Origin of the sequence: Nocardia bhagyanarayanae (genome assembly GCF_006716565.1) — a bacterium.
In the GTDB taxonomy this organism is placed as follows: Bacteria; Actinomycetota; Actinomycetes; order Mycobacteriales; family Mycobacteriaceae; genus Nocardia; species Nocardia bhagyanarayanae.
In genome coordinates this window covers 2,472,282-2,492,186 of record NZ_VFPG01000001.1, presented here as the reverse complement: position 1 = coordinate 2,492,186, position 19,905 = coordinate 2,472,282, and the positions used below count along the sequence as shown (strand labels likewise).

General features: G+C 68.2%; 24 protein-coding genes. 15 read left to right on the top strand and 9 right to left on the bottom strand.

Annotated elements, in window-relative coordinates; genetic code table 11:
- Positions 1-72: 72 nt before the first annotated feature.
- The 4 genes from FB390_RS10390 (at position 73) to FB390_RS10375 (ending at position 2,574) form a co-directional block, all read left to right on the top strand.
- Complete coding sequence (locus FB390_RS10390; protein WP_246123949.1) at positions 73-678, top strand: 5-formyltetrahydrofolate cyclo-ligase; 606 nt, start codon at positions 73-75, stop codon at positions 676-678.
- Between the two features lie 68 nt (positions 679-746).
- Entirely contained in the window at positions 747-1,040 is a 294-nt protein-coding gene (locus tag FB390_RS10385; RefSeq protein WP_141808767.1) for an FmdB family zinc ribbon protein, read from the top strand.
- 87 nt (positions 1,041-1,127) lie between these two features.
- A complete protein-coding gene (locus FB390_RS10380; RefSeq protein WP_141808766.1) occupies positions 1,128-1,796 on the top strand; it encodes an SAF domain-containing protein in 669 nt (222 codons plus the stop codon).
- 139 nt (positions 1,797-1,935) lie between these two features.
- Complete coding sequence (locus FB390_RS10375; RefSeq protein ID WP_141808765.1) at positions 1,936-2,574, top strand: MscL family protein; 639 nt, start codon at positions 1,936-1,938, stop codon at positions 2,572-2,574.
- On the opposite strand, the gene FB390_RS10370 is transcribed toward FB390_RS10375, so the two are convergent.
- The 6 genes from FB390_RS10370 to FB390_RS10345 form a co-directional block, all read right to left on the bottom strand.
- Positions 2,561-3,232, bottom strand: coding sequence for an MspA family porin (locus FB390_RS10370; protein WP_141808764.1), 672 nt, complete (start codon positions 3,230-3,232; stop codon positions 2,561-2,563). The two genes, FB390_RS10375 and FB390_RS10370, sit on opposite strands and share 14 nt — an antisense overlap.
- Positions 3,233-3,367: 135 nt before the next feature.
- Positions 3,368-4,042, bottom strand: a complete 675-nt coding sequence (locus FB390_RS10365) for an MspA family porin (protein WP_141808763.1) — start codon at positions 4,040-4,042, stop codon at positions 3,368-3,370.
- Between the two features lie 696 nt (positions 4,043-4,738).
- Positions 4,739-5,233 (bottom strand): MogA/MoaB family molybdenum cofactor biosynthesis protein, encoded by a 495-nt coding sequence (locus FB390_RS10360; RefSeq protein WP_067784792.1) that lies wholly within the window; start codon positions 5,231-5,233, stop codon positions 4,739-4,741.
- A 71-nt stretch (positions 5,234-5,304) separates the two neighbouring features.
- Entirely contained in the window at positions 5,305-6,669 is a 1,365-nt protein-coding gene (locus FB390_RS10355) for a S1C family serine protease (RefSeq protein WP_185756990.1), read from the bottom strand.
- A gap of 72 nt (positions 6,670-6,741) precedes the next feature.
- Positions 6,742-8,208 (bottom strand): HAMP domain-containing sensor histidine kinase, encoded by a 1,467-nt coding sequence (locus FB390_RS10350; RefSeq protein WP_141808762.1) that lies wholly within the window; start codon positions 8,206-8,208, stop codon positions 6,742-6,744.
- Between the two features lie 11 nt (positions 8,209-8,219).
- On the bottom strand, positions 8,220-8,906 hold the full coding sequence (locus tag FB390_RS10345) for a response regulator transcription factor (RefSeq protein ID WP_141808761.1): 687 nt from the start codon (positions 8,904-8,906) through the stop codon (positions 8,220-8,222).
- A 355-nt stretch (positions 8,907-9,261) separates the two neighbouring features.
- On the opposite strand from FB390_RS10345, the gene FB390_RS10340 reads away from it, so the two are divergent.
- From FB390_RS10340 to FB390_RS10315, 6 genes are read left to right on the top strand one after another with little or no spacing between them, the layout of a single operon-like run.
- A complete protein-coding gene (locus tag FB390_RS10340) occupies positions 9,262-11,898 on the top strand; it encodes an ATP-binding protein (protein WP_141808760.1) in 2,637 nt (878 codons plus the stop codon).
- Positions 11,895-12,305: a roadblock/LC7 domain-containing protein gene (locus tag FB390_RS10335; protein ID WP_067784303.1), complete on the top strand. Its 411-nt coding sequence runs from the start codon at positions 11,895-11,897 to the stop codon at positions 12,303-12,305. The genes FB390_RS10340 and FB390_RS10335 overlap by 4 nt, the downstream gene beginning before the upstream one ends.
- Positions 12,306-12,313: 8 nt before the next feature.
- On the top strand, positions 12,314-12,688 hold the full coding sequence (locus FB390_RS10330; RefSeq protein ID WP_067784301.1) for a DUF742 domain-containing protein: 375 nt from the start codon (positions 12,314-12,316) through the stop codon (positions 12,686-12,688).
- Between the two features lie 25 nt (positions 12,689-12,713).
- Positions 12,714-13,298 carry a GTP-binding protein gene (locus FB390_RS10325; protein ID WP_067784299.1) on the top strand — a complete coding sequence of 195 codons (585 nt, stop codon included), beginning with the start codon at positions 12,714-12,716 and terminating at the stop codon, positions 13,296-13,298.
- Positions 13,295-14,077: an MHYT domain-containing protein gene (locus FB390_RS10320; RefSeq protein WP_246123948.1), complete on the top strand. Its 783-nt coding sequence runs from the start codon at positions 13,295-13,297 to the stop codon at positions 14,075-14,077. Before FB390_RS10325 ends, FB390_RS10320 begins: the two co-directional genes overlap by 4 nt.
- Positions 14,078-14,118: 41 nt before the next feature.
- Entirely contained in the window at positions 14,119-15,138 is a 1,020-nt protein-coding gene (locus FB390_RS10315; RefSeq protein WP_141808759.1) for a glycoside hydrolase domain-containing protein, read from the top strand.
- 443 nt (positions 15,139-15,581) lie between these two features.
- Here the strand turns inward: FB390_RS10315 and rpmF are convergent, their stop codons facing one another.
- Genes rpmF through mrf form a run of 3 tightly spaced genes read right to left on the bottom strand, consistent with a single transcriptional unit; the run spans position 15,582 to position 17,345 of the window.
- The gene (gene rpmF, locus FB390_RS10310; RefSeq protein ID WP_141808758.1) at positions 15,582-15,755 is read right to left on the bottom strand and encodes a 50S ribosomal protein L32; all 174 of its coding nucleotides are present in this window, start codon (positions 15,753-15,755) and stop codon (positions 15,582-15,584) included.
- Between the two features lies 1 nt (position 15,756).
- The gene (locus tag FB390_RS10305; protein ID WP_141808757.1) at positions 15,757-16,023 is read right to left on the bottom strand and encodes a type B 50S ribosomal protein L31; all 267 of its coding nucleotides are present in this window, start codon (positions 16,021-16,023) and stop codon (positions 15,757-15,759) included.
- Positions 16,020-17,345 (bottom strand): ribosome hibernation factor-recruiting GTPase MRF, encoded by a 1,326-nt coding sequence (mrf, locus tag FB390_RS10300; protein WP_246123947.1) that lies wholly within the window; start codon positions 17,343-17,345, stop codon positions 16,020-16,022. The genes FB390_RS10305 and mrf overlap by 4 nt, the downstream gene beginning before the upstream one ends.
- 100 nt (positions 17,346-17,445) lie before the next feature.
- Between mrf and rpmB the strand changes: the two genes are divergently transcribed.
- From rpmB to FB390_RS10275, 5 genes are all read left to right on the top strand, one after another.
- Positions 17,446-17,682 carry a 50S ribosomal protein L28 gene (rpmB, locus tag FB390_RS10295; protein ID WP_141808756.1) on the top strand — a complete coding sequence of 79 codons (237 nt, stop codon included), beginning with the start codon at positions 17,446-17,448 and terminating at the stop codon, positions 17,680-17,682.
- 8 nt (positions 17,683-17,690) lie between these two features.
- Positions 17,691-17,861 carry a 50S ribosomal protein L33 gene (gene rpmG, locus FB390_RS10290; RefSeq protein ID WP_067784286.1) on the top strand — a complete coding sequence of 57 codons (171 nt, stop codon included), beginning with the start codon at positions 17,691-17,693 and terminating at the stop codon, positions 17,859-17,861.
- 1 nt (position 17,862) lies between these two features.
- Complete coding sequence (gene rpsN, locus FB390_RS10285; protein WP_141808755.1) at positions 17,863-18,168, top strand: 30S ribosomal protein S14; 306 nt, start codon at positions 17,863-17,865, stop codon at positions 18,166-18,168.
- A 32-nt stretch (positions 18,169-18,200) separates the two neighbouring features.
- Positions 18,201-18,455 (top strand): 30S ribosomal protein S18, encoded by a 255-nt coding sequence (gene rpsR / locus FB390_RS10280; protein ID WP_011211513.1) that lies wholly within the window; start codon positions 18,201-18,203, stop codon positions 18,453-18,455.
- 426 nt (positions 18,456-18,881) lie between these two features.
- Positions 18,882-19,877, top strand: a complete 996-nt coding sequence (locus FB390_RS10275; RefSeq protein WP_246123946.1) for a beta-ketoacyl-ACP synthase 3 — start codon at positions 18,882-18,884, stop codon at positions 19,875-19,877.
- Positions 19,878-19,905: the final 28 nt, after the last annotated feature.

Below are 19,905 nucleotides of genomic sequence, written 5' to 3'. Positions count from 1 at the left end.
CCCTATCCATCCATCACACCGCCCGACCGCCGTCGCGGCGACCTGGCACCCGGTGAGCTTATGGTGATCCACATGGAGATGCCCGGCGAGCGGGACAAACATGCATGGCGTGGCGAAATTCTCGCCCGGCGGGCGGCGGTGCCCGCGGACGAGCGCGAGCGCGAGGCGCTGGCCCTGGCCGAAGCGATCGGCAAGTTCGAGACACCGCTGGTCTCCGAATGGGTGTGCGCCTACGTGCCGGTACGCGATGAGCCGGGGTCGATGGCCCAACTGGAAGCCCTGCGGGAGACCGGGGCGCGCGTGCTTCTGCCGCTCACCGGCGCTGCCGAACCGTTGAACTGGGCCGAGTACACGGGCCCCGCCGACCTGCGCCGGGCCAGGTACGGGCTGCGGGAGCCGAGCGGACCCCCGCTCGGCGTCGAGGCCGTCGCGCTGGCCGAGTTGATCCTGATTCCCGCGCTCGCGGTGGACCGCCGCGGCGTCCGGCTGGGGCGCGGAGCCGGGCACTACGACCGCACACTGGGGGCCGCGCGGCCGGGCGCCCGGCTGGTCGCGGTGGTGCGCGACGACGAATTCGTGGACCGGCTGCCGGAGGAACCGCACGACCTGCGGATGGGCTGGGTCCTCACGCCGCGCGGCGGATTGCGGCGACTCGGCGGCGATCGGGTCGCGGAATGAACGACCGATTGGCGGCGTTGGCACTGTCGACTGTAGAGTGCTAGTCGACGAACCCTGCGGAGGATCCTGTGCCAACTTATTCATACGCGTGCACCCAGTGTGACAACCGCTTCGACATCGTGCAGTCCTTCACCGACGACGCACTGACGGTCTGCGAGAACTGCTCCGGGAAGCTGCGCAAGCTGTTCAACTCGGTCGGCATCGTCTTCAAGGGCAGTGGTTTCTACCGCACCGACAGCCGCGGCGGCGCGTCCACCGCGAGCGAGCCCGCGAAGTCCGACAGCGGCTCCGGTACGTCGAGTTCCGAGTCGAGCTCGTCGAGCAGCTCCAGCGCGACCACCAGCACGGCCGTCGCCAGCTGATTCGCCGGTTGTCCACAGCCTCTCGCCGATCCACAGATCGCCCTTTCGGTGACCGGCGCGGTGTGATCCTGGCCATAGGATCCGGCCATGACTCGCGCACTCGCCGATCTGGGTCGCGGAAGCCCGCTGCGCTTCGCGCTGTGGAACCGGCCGCCCTGGCTCGATGGACTGCTCGCCCGCCGCGTCTTCGCGGCGGCTCTAACGCTCCTGGCCGTCGTTCTCTTCGCGCGCGGGAATCCGAGCGCGGAGCGAGCGGAAGTAGTCGTCGCCGGGCGTGATCTACCGCCCGGCAAGGTGCTCGAATCGGGTGACCTGACCGCGGTGCCGCGCGAATCCGGCACGCTCCCCGCCGGCGCGGTGCGCGACCCCGCGACGCTGCTCGGCGCCACGTCGACCGGCGCGATGCGAGCCGGTGAGGTGTTCACCGATCTGCGGGTCATCGGTCCGCGCTTGGCCGAGGTGGCGGCGGGCGCGCGTGACGCGCGAATAGTCCCGATCCGGCTGGCGGACACCGCGGTGGCGGAGATCCTGCGACCGGGCGACCGCGTCGACGTGATCGGCGGCGACGAGCAGCAAGGGCCCGGCGCGCGACCGGCCCGCACGCTGGCCAGCGACGCCGCCGTGGTCTTGGTCTCCCAGCCCGGCGAGCGGCGGGGCGCGGCGGACCGGGTGGTGCTGGTCGCGATGGATTCGGAGCACGCCACGGTGGTCGCCGCCGCTTCGCTGCACACCGCGCTGACGGTGGTCTTCCATTGACCGCCTGGGTCGTCGCATTTCGCGACACAAATATGTTCGCCGAACATTAACCAATCGGATTCCAGGGGCATCTCCCGATACCCCGCATGCAGATTCCGCCGAGGCAACCGACAGCTCCGCCGAAGAGGAGAGACCGGCAATGCTCGAAGGCCCGAAGGACGCCATTTTCTGCGGAAACGCCGCCTACCTGGCCGTTGCGGTAGTAATCGGGACCGCGTTCGTCGCGAGCGCGACCGGGTTTACCAACGGAATCATCGATCCGCCGCTCGCGGTTTTCGTCGGAAGCGATGAACTAGGCCCCGGTTTCCACATGATTGCCGATAAGCCGCATGCGTTCAGGCCAGTTTCGGCACCGCCGCTATTATGGAATTTCGCTATTACCGCGGTGGCGTCGAACTTCATGCTGGTACTGCCCGCCGCGCAGGTGAAAAAGCATTTCCGGCGGCGACGCGGAAGAATCATTTGCGATACAGCGATTCTGGTGCGGATACGCGATTTGCTCGCCCAGGAACGGCGAGGGTGGGGGACGCGCATACCGAACCGAACTGGAAGCGGGTCCTGGAGCGAGGCCCCGGGAAGCCCGCTTCCGCCGGCCGTCCGGTTTGTCCCCTCCGAACGACAGATCCAGCCTAGCGCGGGCGATCACCCGGCGTTAACCACGATGTCACTCGGCGTTCCGCCCATGATCATGTTGGAACTCCGGGATCGGTCGACGAACGACAACGGGCCCGTCGCCGAAGCGACGGGCCCGTTGGTTCGAGATATCAGCCGAGGCTGAACGGCTGACCCCACAGCGTCACCCAGGTGACGACGTTGTCGGTCTCGACCTCCACGCTGACGAAGGCGCGGGCCTGCGCGTAGCCACCGCAGCCCGACAGGCCGATGGTGGAGTCGGACCAGGTGACCGAGCCGTTGCTGCCCTTGAACTTGTTGCGCTTCTTGTGTGCCTCGTTGCCGAAGTCGTCGGCCTCCTCGATGTCGAGGATGTAGAACGACGTCGCCTGGCCCGGGCCGAGCGACAGGTTGCCGCCGCTGCTCGCGCCGATGCTCGGGCTCTCACCCTGCCAGTCGCTACCCGCCTCGACGCCGCCCTCGGCGCCGCCGCCCGCGATGTTCACCTGGCAGCCGACGGTGTAGCCCGGGAAGATCTTGCCGCCGGCTTCCGCACCGGTGCCGGACAGCTCGACCTGAGCCGAACCGGAGACCCACGCGTTGCGGTGCACCGGGGTGGAACCCAAGGACGGGCTGATGAGCGCGGACTCGCCGACCAGGCGGACGGTCACCACGGTGCCGTCGGACAGGTGCTTGACGATCTCGCCGCCCGGCAGCGGAACGAAGGTATCGGCGTTCGCGGCGCCGGTGGAGAACAGGCCCATGGCGATGGTGGCGGCGGCACCGACACCGGCCACCCGCGCCACGTTCTTACGGTTGATCATTTGTTGTACCCCTCGAGGGTTGAATTCGCTTGAGCGAGAAGATTTTTCGTGTTCGATCGACGGCGGTCACCGGCGCGCCGCGGTCACTGGCGCGACCGCTTCCGGCCCGCGCACGCCGCTGGGACTCGACAGACGTCAGCCGATGCTGAACGGCGCTCCGTAGAGGGTGGTCTTCGAGTAGTGGTCACCGATGATCTCGACCACGGTGTAGGCGCGCGCCTGGGCGTAGCCCGCGCAGCCCTGGATCTCGATCTCGGCGTCCTGGTACTCGACCGAGTACACACCCGGCTTCAGGATGTCCTTGTAGTCGATCTGCACGAACTTCACTTCGCCAGGGCCGAGGTTGAGGCCGATGGAGCCGCCCATGCTGAAGCCTTCGAGGTCGACGCCACCGGAGACGCCCGCGGAGATGGCGTCGTCGGCGATGCTGACCTGGCAACCGACGATGTAGCCGGTGCTCAGCTGGGAAGCGCCGTGCGTCGAGGAGTTGTTGCTGCCCGGGCCTCCCGCGGGGCCGTTGTTCGGGCCGACTTCACCCTCGGGGGTGACGGTCACATCGGCGGTGGCGTTACCCGAGACCCAGACGACGCGACCGGCGCCGTTGGCGGCAAGGGACGGCGAAATCAGGGCGCGCTCACCCGTCCGAGTCAGGGTCACGCCCGGCCCGACCTTCTGACCGTCCGGCAACGGCACGAAGGTGTCGGCATTGGCAGCACCGGTCGACAGCAGGCCCATGGCAACGGCCGCGGCGGCGCCGACGCCCGCGACGCGGGCACCGCGACGCAGACCGTTGGTGCGGTTCTCGCTCATACTTCCCCTCATCAGGTTCAAACAGTCAACCTCGACCATCGAGGCTGGACAGTGGTCCTCTCAGGCCCAGCTCAGTTTGTCGCCCCTTTGTTGCCGATATGTAACCGGCTGTTATTTCGGCGCAACGCCCTCACTGGCAACGGAACCGAGCCTGGCTCCGCCGGATCGACGACGTACGTGCCGTATCCGGGCCCGCGGGGACCTTCGTTTGGGTGGCTCGTGGCGAAGATTAAACGGTCGGTAACTGCCTGGCAACGTAAAGAATTGTAAAGATGATTGTGATGTAGATCACAGGTACTGACATGCCAATATCGCTTGACGTGCATAAATGCAGGCGGGAATGTCGCGCATTCATCGAACCGGCCGGTTCGAGTCGCAATGAGGCCATCGACCGTTTACGAGACAGGGCCGTAATCGATGGCGTAGATCACAGTCCTTTATAGAAAACTGTGAGGGGATAACAGAGCCATATCGCCCTGAAGTACGTACTTAAACAGTAGGAATTTGCTCAACCGTGGTGCGGAGGCACCTGGGAGCGCAACCAGTCGTCGCCGGAGCGGCGGTCGTCCGGGTCGTCACCGCGTTCATCGCGGGTGGTGTCCGGCAGGGTGTCGCCGAAGATCCGCGCCAGACGCGCGGCGTCCCTCGCCCGGCGCGCGGCGGGGCGAGGGACGTCGGAAGAGTCGGCGGCCGGAATTATTCGGCCAATCCGGACAGTTCGCCGATCACTTTGCTGGCGAGCGGCGAGAGGGTTGCCATACCGTCGCGGATGGCGGAGCGGGTGCCCGGCAGGTTCACGACCAGGGTGCTGCCCGAGATGCCCGCGAGACCGCGCGAGAGGCCGGCGTCCAGGGAACCCGCGACCCGGCCGGACGAACGGAGCGCCTCGCTGATACCGGGCAGTTCCCGGTCCAGCACCTGCGAGGTCGCCTCGGGTGTCACGTCGCGCGGCGACATTCCGGTGCCGCCGACCGAGATGACCAGGTCGACGCCGCCGATCACCGCCGTGTTCAGCGCGTTGCGGATCTCCACCTCGTCGGCCTGCACCGACACCGACGCGTCCACGAGGAAACCCGCCTCGGTGAGCAGCTCGGTGACCAGCGGGCCGAGCGAGTCCACACCTCCATGCGCCGTTCGATCGTCGACGACCACCACCAGTGCACGCCCCGCCACAGGAGCATCGATTTCCATGGTGCTCACCGTAGCGCCTGTGCCGAGCAACCCGGCGGCGGCGCTGGACAATTCCGCGTCACCGAGCCGCCTCACCGGCCACCGTCCGCGGGTGCGCCGGTGAGGGTGACCTCGACGGTCTTGGGGTTGTTGCCTTGTTCGTCGGTATAGGTGATCTTCACCTTGTCTCCCGGTTGGTGTGAGCGGACGGCGGCGATGAGCGCTTCGCCGGAATCGATGGGCCGATCGTCCAGCTTGGTGATGATGGAGCCCGCCGGGATGCCCGCCTTGGCGGCCGGGCCGTCGGGGGTCGCCTCCAGCACCAGCGCGACGCTGTCCTGCGGGCGCAGCTTGATGCCGATCTGGGCGTAGGTGGCGTGACCGTTCTTGATCAGCTCGTCGGCGACCCTGCGGGCCTGGTCCACGGGGATGGCGAAGCCGAGACCGATCGAACCGCTCTGCTGGCCGCCGAGCTCACCGACGCCGAGGCTGGCGATGGCGGTGTTGATGCCGATCAGCTTGCCGCTCGCGTCCACCAGCGCGCCGCCCGAGTTGCCCGGGTTGATGGCGGCGTCGGTCTGGATCGCATCGATCACCGGCTGCGGGGCGTTCGGGTTCTGGCCGCCCTCGCCGCTGGTCGACACCGGCCGGTTCAGCGCGGAAACGATGCCGGTGGTGACGGTCCCGGCCAGGCCGAGCGGCGAGCCGATGGCGATCACCGGCTGACCCACCTGCAGATTCGCCGAGGTGCCCAGTTCGATCGGGGTCAGACCGCTCTTGCCCTGCACCTTGATGACCGCCAGGTCGGAGACCGGATCGGCGCCGACCAGCGTGGCGGGCGCGCTGCTCCCGTCGGAGAACATGACCTCCATCTTCGCGCCGGCGCCACCGCCGGCGGCCACGTGATTGTTGGTCAGGATCAGGCCGTCGGAGGAGAGCACGACGCCAGAACCCTCGCCCTGCGCGCGGTTGCTCGCCACCTTGATCATCACGACGCTCGGCAGCACCTTCTGCGCCACCGCCTGGGTCGAACCCGCGGGCGCGTTGGACGCGTTGCTGACATTGGGCTTCGGCGCGTCCAGCGCGTTGGTCACCTGGGCCCTGCCGTCGTCGGACCGCGTGGCCAGCGCACCGACCGCGCCGCCGATACCGCCGCTGACCAGCGCCAATGCCACGGCGCCCGCGACGAGTCCGGCGCGGAACGGGCGCTTGGGCGGCTGCGGAGGCTGCGCGCCGAAGGCCGCGCCGGGCATGGTGTGCGGGGGCGGCGGGCCGCCGAATCCGTGACCCGGTTCGGGGAACGGTTGTGATTGATAGTGCTGCTGGTGTGCCGCACCGGGAGCGGCCCATGCCGCGTGCTCGGCATGGCCTGCGACCGGGAACTGCTCGGTCGGCCGGGGACCGGAGGCGTCCGCCTTCCCCGGCTCCACGTTGCGGTTCTGGAAATCCTCCGTCATGGCTTCTCGCTTCTCCTCACGTCTGCCGACCAGCGTGCCGACGACGGCTTAGAGCCGACTGAGACCGTGCTTTCAGTTCTCCGAGATCTGCTGGGCTGACGCGGGACCGTCACCCTCACCAGGTAACACGATACGGATCAGCGCGCCGCCGCGGTCCGACGTATCGATCGTGATAGTGCCGCCGTGCTTGGTCACGACCTGCTTGACGATGGCCAGTCCGAGACCCGAGCCGGGCATCGACCGCGAGGCGGTGGTCCGGTAGAACCGCTCGAACACCAGCTCCCGTTCGTCCGAGGGGATGCCGGGGCCCGCGTCGTCCACCGCGAGTTCCAGCAGACCCCGTCCGGCCTCGCGCATGGTGACCAGCACCTGGGCGCCCGCCGGACTCCACTTGGCCGCGTTGTCGAGCACGTTCAGCACGGCCCGCTCGAGTCCGGCCTCGTGGCCGTAGACGAACCACGGCCGCAGCTCGGCGACGAACTCGATGGCGCCGCGACGGCGCCTGGCGCGCTCCAGCGCCCGCTCGGTCACCTCGCCGAGATCGATCCGGTCGTAGACCGTCTCCGGCGCGTCCTCGCGCGCCAGGTCGACGAGGTCGCCGACGAGGGTGGACAGCTCCTCGATCTGGGCCATCACGTCCTGGCGCAGCTCGGCCATGTCCTCCTCGGGAATCGCGGGCGCGCCCGGCCTGCTCGAGGCGATGAGCAGCTCCATGTTGGTGCGCAACGAGGTCAGCGGCGTGCGCAGCTCGTGCCCGGCGTCGGCGACCAGACGCCGCTGGCGGTCGCGTGATTCGGCGAGCGCCCGCAGCATCGTGTTGAAACTGTCCGTGAGCCGCGCCAATTCGTCGTCGCCGGTGACCGGGATGGGCGTGAGGTCGTCGGTGCGCGCGACGCGCTCGGTCGCGGCCGTCAGCCGGGCGATGGGTCTCAGGCCCGTGCGGCCCACCGCGGTACCCGCCGCGGCGGCGAGCACGACACCGCAGCCGCCGACCACGAACAGCAGCCAGGCCAGCCGGTCGAGCACCTCACGGGTCGGCTCCAGCCGCTGGGAGATGACCAGCGTCGCACCGGAGTTCGTGCGCACCGCGAGCACCCGCTGATTGCTCACCGTGCGCAGCGAGGAGTTCAGCTTGCCGTCGGCGACGGCGAACTCCTGCTCACCCACCGGCGGAATCGTCTGCTGCGGCGGCATATAGGGCTTGTGGTCGGCGAAGATCAGTGCGACGCCGACGTCGTTGGAGAACAGTCCGGCCAGGATGATCGACTGAAAACCCATGCTCTCGAAGTTGTTGTCGATCATCGTCGAGGCACGCGCCCGCAATTGCGAGTCGACGTCGGCGTAGAGGGCCCGCGCCACCATCGCGTAGGCGGCGATGGAGGTGAAGGCGACCGCGATGGCCACCACCGACGCGGCGAGCAGGGTGACCCGCCAGCGCAGCGAGACCGAGCGGGTCAGCGGCATCGGCGGCCGCATCTCGGTCGGGTCGGGCTGGCCGAGGGTGGCGATGACGGGTCGCCGTGGAACGCTTCGTGCCATTGCCGCGCGGCCTAGGGTGGTGTCTCGCGCAGGACGTAACCGACGCCGCGCACGGTGTGGATGAGCCGCGGCTCGCCCTCGGCCTCGGTCTTGCGGCGCAGGTAGCCGATGTAGACCTCGAGCGCGTTGCCGGAGGTCGGGAAGTCGTAACCCCACACCTCTTCGAGGATCCGGCTGCGGGTGAGCACCCGGCGCGGGTTGGCCATCAGCATTTCCAGCAGCGAGAACTCGGTGCGGGTCAGGCTGATCGAGCGGGAGCCGCGGGAGACCTCGCGGGTCACCGGGTCCAGCGACAGATCGGCGAACAGCATCGCCTCGGAGGTATCGCCCTGTTCGGGCGCGCGGCGGCGCAGCAGAGCGCGCAGCCGCGCCAGCAATTCCTCGAGCGCGAATGGTTTCGGCAGATAATCGTCGGCTCCGGCATCCAGCCCGGCAACCCTTTCGGAAACCGAATCGCGGGCCGTCAAAACCAGAATCGGAAGATCATCACCGGTGCTGCGCAGCCGTCGGCAAACTTCGAGCCCGTCCAATCTCGGCATCATCACGTCCAGCACGAGTGCGTCCGGACGTTGGACGGCGGCTTTCTCCAAGGCGTCCACACCATCCACCGCGAGATCGACCGAGTAGCCGTTGAAGGTCAGCGACCGGCGCAGCGATTCACGGACGGCGCGATCGTCGTCGACTACCAGAATGCGCATGCCACCAGTTTGACCGCACCGACTGAGAGTCGACTGAGAGGGCACGCCCGACACGCCGCGAAGTGGGCCGGTCCGGTGACGCGGCAGGGCACCACCGATGACCAGGGGCTTTCACCGGCGTGCGCGGATTTCGGTCGTTGCGACTCTCGCTCTGCGACCGAAACTTGTTCTGCGTAGCCATATTAGAGAATTATCGCGCCGAGTGCCCCAGATTGCCGTTACCCACTCAGCACGGTATGTTCCCAGCGGTAAAAACAAGACCTCGAGTTGGTTCTCAGCGGGTTGGTCCCATACTTATGTGAAACAGCCACTAGCCATCCGGGGAACCCGCGCGGAGTGGAGGCGACGGAAGCGGATGGATGCAGCACCGCGTTCCCGGCAATTCAGGCTGTCGAACTGGTCCGTCACCCGCAAGGTCGGGATCGTGCTACTGCTGCCGGTGGTGCTCGCCTCGACGTTCGCGGTATTGCGAATCAACGACGAGTTGAACACGATCGGCGACCTCGACGCGGCGACCGACCAGGCCAGGATCATCCGGCCGATGCTCGGTTTCGCCTCGGCCACCGAACAACTCGCCGTCAGCACGGCGACGACCTGGGAGAACCAGACGACCGACGCCGACCTGGACCGCATCGCGGGCCGGTTCGATCAGGCGGCCGCCGATCTCCAGACGGCCCTGCGCTCGACGGGCGCGCCGACGGACGTCACCAACGAGCTCGACGCGGCGCTGACCGCGGGCCGCGCGATGCGCAACGGCCTGCGCAACAGCTCGCCGGTGGCGATCGGCCAGCAGGCCGACGAGGTCGCCGCCCGCATCGGTAACGCGATCGCGCGCTCGACCTCGCTGGAGGAGATCACCATCCAGCGTTACTTCCTGCAGCTCGGTGTGACCACCAACGCGCGCAGGCTGCACACCCAGCAGTACCTGCTGATCGGTTCGCCGGGCGCGGACCGCAACCCGGCCGTGCGCCCGACGGTCTTGATCACCGCCGGTGGTGAGCTGGTGTTGCTGAGCCAGTTCGCCCAGCTGCAGCCGTCTTCGGCGCTCAACGCCAGCGTGCTGATCGACGCGGTCAACGTCCGCCTCGGCGCCTTCAGCCAGAACCTCGGCGATCCCGCGGGCAGCCAGCCGGTCATCGACTCGCTGCGCACCAGTGCCACCGCCTACGACCAGACCACGCTGAACCTGGTCGACACCATCGACGCGCGACTGGCCGACCGGACCGCCGAAGTCCGCGGCATCGTGTTGCGCGATATCGCGATCGTGGTCGCGACGCTGCTCGCCGGTCTCGCCCTCGCGCTCGCGGTCGCCCGCTCGCTCGTCGTCCCGATTCGTCGCCTGCGCCACGGCGCGCTCCAGGTCGCGCACGTCGACCTGCCCAACGAACTCGAGGTCGTGCGTTCCGGCAACGCGACACCGGAACCGACCCGAGTCGACGTGCACACCACCGAGGAGATCGGCCAGCTGGCCCGAGCCGTCGACGACATCCACAACGCCGCGCTCCACCTCGCCGCCGAGCAGGCGCGTCTGCGCTTGCAGATCGGCAGCATGTTCGAGACCCTTTCGCGCCGTAGCCAGTCGCTCGTCGAGCAGCAGCTGACGCTGATCGAGGAACTCGAGCACGACGAGGACGACTCCGAGCGCCTGCAGAGCCTCTTCCGCCTCGACCACCTCGCCACCCGCATGCGCCGTAACGGTGACAACCTGCTGGTGCTCGCGGGCACCGCCCTGCGCCGCGGTCACCTGCCGCCCGTTCCGCTCTCGGACATGCTGTGGAGCGCAGTCTCCCAGGTCGAGGACTACCAGCGCGTCGAGATCGGCAGCGCGCCCGACGGCATCGTGCCCGGTGAGCCCGCCGTCGACGTCGAGCACCTGCTCGCCGAGCTCATCGACAACGCGCTGCGCTACTCGCCGCCCACCACGCCGGTGGCGGTGTCGGTGGCCCGCGCGGTGGACGGCGGCTACCTGATCGAGATCATCGACCGCGGTCTCGGCATGTCCGCCGAGGACCTGCAGACGGTCAACGAACACCTCGCCTCCGGTGGTGAGGTCACCGTCGAAACGGCCCGCCGCATGGGTCTTTTCGTGGTCGGCCGACTCGCCAAGCGGCACAACATCACGGTCAACCTGCGCCGCACCTCGGCGATGGCGCAGCAACCGGGCATCACCGCGAGCGTGCACCTGCCAGGCACCCTGGTCTCGCCGGTGCCGATCAGCGACAAGGCGCCGCAGCTCACCGCGCCGCAGCCGCAGGAGAGCGCGCCTGAACCCACGGTCGCGCCGCCGCGCATGCTGGTCCCGGTGCCGAGTCTGGCGCTGCCCGAGCACACTTCCTCGTTCGAGATGAGCAGCACCGGTCTGCCGCAGCGGCGCCCGGCGATCCGGGTGGCCACCCCGGCCGACCGCCAGACGTCGGTCATCGATGCCGAGACCACCGATCCCGGCCGCGGCGGCCCGCTGCCGATCCGGACGCGCAACGAGAACGGCGCGCCGCGCACGGTGGAGCCGCTCGCGCTGCCTTCGCCGGTGCCCGAGCCCGCCGAACCCGCGCAGGTCGACGTGTGGGCCGAGACCGCCGTCTACGAGGTGCCCGAGCCCGCGGCCGTCGCCAACGCGACCCAAGCGACGGTCACCGGATTGCGTCCGGTGAACCCGGAATCCCCGACACCGATCTACCAGCGCATGGTGTCGGAGTGGCTGGTCGAACCCGCCTCCGCCGGATCCGACAACGACACCGGCGCTTGGTCGTCCCCCGCCGACGTCGGCTGGGCGGCCGCCGCGGAGGCGAGCAACCCGACCACCTCCGGCCGCACCTCTGGCGGCCTCCCCATTCGGCAGCCGGGCGCGCAGCTGGTCCCCGGCGGTTTGGCACCGACCAACGAATCCAACACGCGGAATCCTGATGAGATCCGCAACAGCTTGACCAGGCATCTCAGCGGGGTCCGCAGCGGGCGGGCCGACGCCCAGTACAACGACGGAGGGCTTGCATGACCGACAAACCAGGCAACACCACGGACGAGAATCTGAACTGGCTGGTCACCCGTTTCACTCGGGACGTGCCGGGTGTCACCCACGCGGTGCTGGTGTCGGCCGACGGCCTGCTGCAGGCGACCAGCCCGCACCTGCCCGCCGATCGCGCCGAGCAGCTCGCGGCGGTCACCGCGGGCCTGGCGAGTCTGTCCAGCGGCGCCGCCCAGCTGTTCAACGGCGGCAAGGTGATGCAGTCGATCGTCGACATGCAGCGCGGCTACCTGCTGGTGATGACGGTCGGCAACGGCTCGCACCTCGCGGTGCTCGCCAACAAGACGCACGACATCGGCCGGATCGGTTATGAGATGGCGCTGCTCGTCGATCGGGTCGGTTCGGTGGTCCAGGCCACCGCCCGGACGGCCGTGTAGAGCGTGCGATGTCTACCCCATCCGGCGGGGGGCCGGGCATACCACCCACCCGCGTTCGTCCCTACGCCCTGACCTCGGGGCGTACCGAACCCGCGGTCGACCTTCCCCTGGAGGCGGTCATCGAGACCATCTCCTACACTGCACATTTCGAATGGCCGGTCGGCGATATCCGGACCGATATCGTGCGGCTGGGCACCGCACGTCTGTCGGTCGCTGAGATATCGGCTCAGCTACAACGGCCGCTCGGCCTGGTCCGAGTCGTGATCGGCGATCTCGTCGTCGCCGGGACGCTGCGCGTGCATTCGACCCTGAGCGACCAGGCGAGCTACGACGAGCGCCGGACCCTGATGGAGAGGACTTTGCGTGGACTCCGCGCCCTATAACTCCCAGCCGTACGGCTCGGCATCCATGGACAATCGAACCGCTTCGACGAAAATCGTTGTGGCAGGCGGTTTCGGCGCGGGCAAGACCACCTTCGTCGGCGCGGTATCGGAGATCGTCCCGCTGCGCACCGAAGCCATGGTGACCGGCTTCTCCGACGGCATCGACGACCTGGCCGCGACGCCGGGCAAGGAAACGACCACGGTCGCCATGGATTTCGGCCGCATCGTGCTGCCGGGGAACCTGACGCTGTACCTGTTCGGCACGCCGGGCCAGCGCCGGTTCTGGTTCATGTGGGACGACCTGATCCGCGGCGCGATCGGCGCGGTGGTGCTGGTGGACACCCGCCGCATCGAGGACAGCTTCGCCGCCGTCGACTTCTTCGAGGCGCGCGGACTGCCGTTCCTGGTGGCGGTCAATCGTTTTCCGGACGCACCGCGGTTCCCGGTCGCCGAGCTACGTGAGGCGCTCTCGGTACGGTCCGGGGTGCCGATCGTCGACATCGACGCGCGCAACGCGATGGAAGTGCGCCAATCACTCGCCGCTGTCACCGAATACGCGATCCAGCGGCTCGCGGCACAGCAGCACGAGCAGCCCGTCGGACAGGTGTGAGGGTCGCTGTCTTGTCCTACTTCTCCATGGGTTATTGGGTCCTCGGCCTGTCGATCCTGGTGGCGATGGCGGGCGCGCTGATCGGTCTGATCTGCATCCGTCAGTCGACCAAGTCGGTGACGTCCAAGTTCCGGCTGGTCTGGTTGGCCTCGGCGGCGGTCTCCATCGGCGGAATCGGTACCTGGCTGGCGGTTTTCGTCTCGATGCTCGGCGTCACGCCCTCGGGCGACGCGCTGATCCGCTACGACGTCGCCCGGCTGACGGGTGCGGCGGTGCTCGCGGTGCTTTCGGTCTTCGGTGGGCTGATGGTGCTCGGGCGGACGCTGCAACTGCCCCGCCTGCTCGCCGCGGGCGTGCTTATGGGCGCCGGACTGAGCCTGATGCTCGCCCTGGGGATGAGCGCCGTGCAGGTGCGCGGCGACATCGAGTTCGGACTGTGGCAGGTGATCGCCTCCGGCGTGCTCGGCGTCGTGATCTCGCTGGGCACACTGTGGTTCGTGCTGTTCTCGTGGCCGACGGCCGCCGTCGTCGGCGCCTCGGCGCTGTTCGGGTGCGCTGTCGTCGGCATGCACTACCTGCGGATGGCCGGGCTGGAGCTGCGGATCGATCCGCGCGCGGCGCTCCCGACCGGTGAAGACCTGTTCTCCTTCCTGGTGCCGATGTTCGTCATCGGCATGCTGTCGCTGGCCGTGCCGATCACCGCGGTACTCGTCGCCCCCGACCGGCGCACACCGTCGACGCCGCCCGCACCGGCGCGGCGGCCCGAGTTCACGCGCTGAACCCCGGCGAACCGCACCGTCTACGTCTTACAGTGGGAGACATGCGGTTCGGCCTGGACTACGCCGGTGGACGTCCGGGCGGCGCCGCCATCCGGGCCGCGGGTTTCGATTTCGTGGTGCGATATCTGACGCCCGGCGGCCCGAGTCTGCCCGGCAAGCTGCTCACGCCGGCGGAGGCCGACGACCTTCGGGCGCACCGCATTTCCATCGTCTCCAACTGGGAGACGACCGCCGCGCGCATGCTGGACGGCTACAACGCGGGCATCGTCGACGCGCGAGCCGGTCTCGCGCAGGTGCTGCGCTGCGGCGGCCGTCCCGACCGGCCCATCTACTTCTCGGCGGATTTCGACGCGACCCCGCAGGACCAGGTGCCGATCAACGCGTACCTGGACGGCGCGGCCACCGTGCTCGGCGCCGCGAATGTCGGTATCTACGGCGGGTATTGGTCGGTGAGCCGGGCACTGGACGCGGGCAGCGCGGCGTGGGCGTGGCAGACCGACGCGTGGTCGGGCGGCAACGTGGAGACCCGCCGCAACATTCATCAGACGCTGCGCCAGATCCGGGTCGACGGCGTGCTCTGCGACGTGAACGTGGCCGAGACCGCAGATTTCGGCCAGTGGGATTTCGGACAGGAGGAACCGGACATGACGCCGGAGCAGGACGCGGTGCTGCGCGACATCCAGACCCAGTTGCGCGGCCCCGGTCTCGCGGGATGGCCGCAGCTGGGCACGGACGCCGACGGACGGCACCTGACGCTGGTGGACGGGCTGGCCGCGGCGCTGCGGCGCATCGATGCGCTGGAGGGCGACACCGAGGCACTGCGCGCCCAGATCGGCGAACTGCGCACGGAGATCAGTGAACTGGAGGCCACCACCGCCGACCTGATCGAGCAGGTGCGACAGCTGGAAGGACACCGCTGGCCGTGGCCGCTCTCCTTGATCGAGGGGCCCGCGGAGTTGATCGGCGCTCAGCTCGCGCGACTCGAGTCCCTGCTGCCGGATTTGCCCGGATTGCCGGGACATTCGGACGCGGATTCCGAATCTCGAAACGGGAAGCCGTAGGCGCGCGCGAAACATCTTTCGCGAGAGCGGTTTACGGGAGAATGCCAAAGCTTGGCGATGAGCGGGTTCTTCCGAGAACCGGAAGAACCCGCCCTCCCGGATGAGGGTACCGGTGCAGGGACACGAAATCATCACTGCGCGGAGACTTTTAAGACCGCTAAAAACAAACTTTGGGTATGCATTTCATCGCCCAGTTACCTTGTCGCACGCCTTAATTCAGGAATAGCTGCATGTGACGCAAGCCACATCGGTAGCCGATCGGTTGCCGCCACATCACGATCGCAACGAACCGTCCGGTCCGCCGCCACGCCCAACGGGCACGAATCGCCAGGCGCCCGCGGCACAGGGCGGCTCGTGATCGCGAGTCGGCGGCGCGACAACGCGTCGGGCCCGGCGGTGTGATCCGCCGGGCCCGACGCGTTTCTCGGGTACGCCGAGTTCGATCAGAGGCGATCGAGGTCGATCAGTCCACGGCGCACGGCCTGCACCAGGCGGCGCGGCACCTGGTGCACCACTCCCCCGACGGTCACCGGCACCAGCGCGGGCGGGGCCGCCTTCCACTGGGCGCGACGGCTGCGCGTGTTGGACCGCGACATCCTCCGCTTGGGCACCGCCATCTCAGGCCTCCTGTCCGGCGCGCACGCGCCTGCCGTACTTGCGCTCGAACTTCTCGACCCGGCCCTGAGTGTCCAGCACGCGGTTCGCGCCGGTCCAGAACGGGTGCGAGTCGGCGGTCACGTCGACCACCAGCAGCGGATAAGTGTTGCCGTCCGCCCACTCGATGGTCCGCGCGCTGGTGGCGGTGGACCTGGTGAGAAACCGCTTGCCGGTGCTCGAGTCCTCGAATACCACCGGGTGATAGTCCGGGTGGATACCTGTCTTCACTTTCCTTCTCCTCTCCGACTTTTGGGCTCCGCGACCTCGTCGACCAGTTCGCCCGCGTCGTCGCACGGGTCGGCGTGCCAGTCACCGAACGGGTCGTCCCACAGCGCGACCCGTTCGGGCGCGCGCTCGACCAGTCGCAGTTCGTCGTCCTCGACCAGCGCCCAGTGCAGGGCCCGGCGGATCTCCGCGGGATCGGCGTCGTGCGCGAGGATCACCAGCGAGACGTCCCGATCGCCGAAGCGGTCGTCCCAGCGCAGCGCGGCGAGCGCGCGCCGAGTCGGATCCGCCTGCGCTAGTTCGTCTTCGCTCATCGCGGCGAGCCAGCGCCCCGCACCGCCGACGCGTAGCCCGCCGCCCGCCGACTCCAGCCACACCACCTCGTCGGGCTGGGTCGCCAGCCAGAGCCTGCCGCGGGCGGTGACAACGCCTTCGAAAAGCACGTCGAGCGCGTCGTGCAGCCTGCCGGGATGGAAGGGCCTGCTCGCGGCGAATTCGACCAGGCTGACACCGTATTCGGCGGTCAGCGGCGGCTGCCCGCGCAGCAGCGGCGCGTGCGCGTCGAAGATCCGGCCGCGCCGCGATCCCGCCGGAATCCGCGCGAGCAGGGCTTCGATGTCGGTGGCGGCGACGGCGGCGAGGTCGTCGATCCAGGCGACGGGCGCGTCCGGCACCAGGCGGGTCAGCACCGCGCCGAGCCTGGCCTGCTCCATGGCGTCGAGCGCGGGGCCGATGGCCAGCACCGCGTCGGCGAAATCGACCTGGCCGACGGCGACCTGCGCGACGGTGCGGTCGTCGTCCGCTGCCGCGAGCCCGCGCTCGGCGAGGGTCTCGTCGCCGGTGGCGTCGCTCAGCCACTCCTGGCTGTCCAGGCAGGTGAGCACGGCCTCGACGCGTACGTCGCGCCCGGCGGGTCCGTCCACCCGGCCCACGACTCCGGTCACCACGACATCACCGATGGCCTGGCACACGGCCTCTGCCTCGAACGCCGGATCGAGTGCGAGGACGATGCGCCGCACCGATTCCCGCGCGGCCAACGTGCACAGCAGCGGAAGCAGGTCGGCGCGCAACGTGCAGGAGACGCAGCCGTGCGCCAGCTCGAGCACGGTGGTCCTGGTATCCGTCGCGGTGCGCACCGTGCGGCGCACGACGCCCTCGCGCAGCTCGCTCAGCTCGTGGCGCACGACGACGACGCCGTCGCCGAGCAGCGCGTCGGCGGCACGGTCGACGCCCGCGGCCGCGCGGCCGGGCAGACCGGCGACCAGCACCACCGGCGTCCGGCGATCGGGCTCGGGCGGGAGCAGGGCGGGATCAGGCACAACCACCGGAACCCCTTTCGATAACGATTTTCATTTGCCGTCCAGCAACGGTACAGTGTCGAGCAGCCATTGTCGAAAATGATTGTCATCTACTCCAGGAGCCCACATGTCGGCCCACTGCCAGGTCACCGGCCGCAAGCCGGGGTTCGGCAAGTCCGTGTCGCACTCGCACAAGCGGACCAGCCGCCGCTGGAACCCCAACATCCAGCGCAAGACCTACTACCTGCCCAGCGAGGACCGCCGCGTCACGCTGAACGTCTCCGCCAAGGGCATCAAGACCATCGATCGGGACGGAATCGAGGCCGTGGTCGCTCGGATCCGGGCTCGCGGCGAGAAGATCTAGGAGCTCTCATGGCATCGAAGTCCACCGACATCCGCCCGATCGTCAAGCTGAAGTCGACCGCGGGCACCGGCTACACCTACGTCACCCGCAAGAACCGGCGCAACGACCCGGACCGCATGGTCCTCAAGAAGTACGACCCGGTGGTGCGCAAGCACGTCGACTTCCGCGAGGAGCGCTGACATGGCGAAGAAGTCGAAGATCGAGCGCAACGAGCAGCGCAAGGCCGTCGTCGCCCGCTACGCGGCCCGCCGCGCGGAGCTGAAGGAACTGATCCGCAAGCCGGCCACGCCGGACGCCGACCGGGCCGCCGCGCAGGCCGCCCTGCAGCGCCTGCCGCGCGATGCCAGTCCGGTACGATTGCGCAACCGGGACGCCGCGGACGGACGTCCGCGGGGTCACCTCCGGAAGTTCGGTCTCTCCCGTGTGCGTGTGCGCGAGATGGCCCACCGGGGAGAGTTGCCCGGTGTGCACAAATCGAGCTGGTAAGAACCACCGATCCCGTAGAAGGAATCCCTGATATGGCAGTCAAGCGAGCACCGTCGAAGAAGGTCCGCGCGGAACAGGCCCGCCGCCCCAAGAAGAACCCGCTGATCGCCGCGGGGATCGAGACGGTGGACTACAAGGACGTGAACTTGCTGCGCACGTTCATCTCCGATCGCGGCAAGATTCGCAGCAGGCGCGTCACCGGGCTCACCCCGCAGCAGCAGCGTCAGGTCGCCGTCGCGGTGAAGAACGCCCGCGAGATGGCCCTGCTGCCGTTCACCAGCCGGTAGCGCGAACCTTCCGATCCACGACGGCGGGGGTTCGGGTGCGCGACGCACCCGAACCCCCGCCGTCGTCGTATCCGCCGGTCGCCGGGCCCTAGTCCCGCCCGAGCCCGCACGGCGGACAATCCACAGCTATCGATCGAGCGGTCCGGCGCGACCCTCCCGAACTCGGACGCCGTCGCATCCCCACCGGTTTCCCCAGGTGAGAATCGCTCGATTACCAATCGGTAGTTAATAACTGGCGACCGCGCCCGAGTCCTCTTGTGACAGACCGGTAATCGAGCGATGTCAACAGTCTATGAAAAAACGTGACCTTCGTCACAACATGCCGTTATACAGGTGTTATAGCAATGTGATCTCACTCCGAGATTCAGGCCGGGTGATACATTGATTCATACAGAATTGTTGATTCACCTCTCGGGGGTGGGAAGTATGACGGCTTTACAAGCCGGAGTTTTGATGATCGGATCATACCGGCCCGATCGCATCGTTTCCAATTCCGATCTCGCCCCCGAATTGGGTGTCGATGAAGAGTGGATATCCACGCGGACCGGAATTACCGAACGTAGATTCGCTGGAAATCACGAAACAGTAATTTCGATGGCCGCATCGGCCGCGCAGAAAGCGCTCGATGCCGCCGCGATGTCCGCCGACCAGATCGACGTCGTGATGATCGCGACCTCGACCCATCTCAACCAGACTCCGGCCGCCGCGGCGATCGTCGCCGCCGAACTCGGCTGCTCCGGCCCCGCCGCCTTCGACATTTCGGCGGGCTGCTCCGGCTACGCGCACGGCATCGGCCAAGCCGCCGCGCTGATCAATGCGGGCCAAGCCGACAACATTCTCGTCATCGGCTCCGAAAAGCTCAGTCACGTCATCGATCTCAACAATCGGTCGGTGGCTCCCATCTTCGGCGACGGCGCGGGCGCCGCGATCGTCGGCCGTACCGAATCCGGGCACATCAGGCGCACGATATGGGGCAGCGACGGCACCCAGTCCCGCCTGATCCGCCAGGAACCCACCTGGGAAGAACTGCGTGCCGCGCCGACCACCACGGCCACGCCCTTCCTGCACATGGAGGGCACCGAAGTATTCCGCTGGGCGACCGGCGCGGTGCCCAGGATAGTTTCCGAAATCGCGCACGCCGGCGGTATCACACTCGCCGACGTAGAGGTATTCATCCCGCATCAGGCGAATTTGCGAATCATCGACGGGGTTGCTCGCAAACTCGGCTGGCAGGACGAATCGGTAGTGATCGCAGACGACGTCCGACGGACCGGAAACACTTCCGCCGCCGCCCTTCCGCTGGCGATCGATGACCTGGTGTCTTCGGGCCGGGCGAAGCCGGGACAACTTGCTTTGCAAGTTTCTTTCGGCGCCGGTCTGTCGTATGCGGGACAGGTTTTCGACCTGCCCCAGGTTGCCTGAAACCGAACTGCTCGATCGCTCTTCGAAA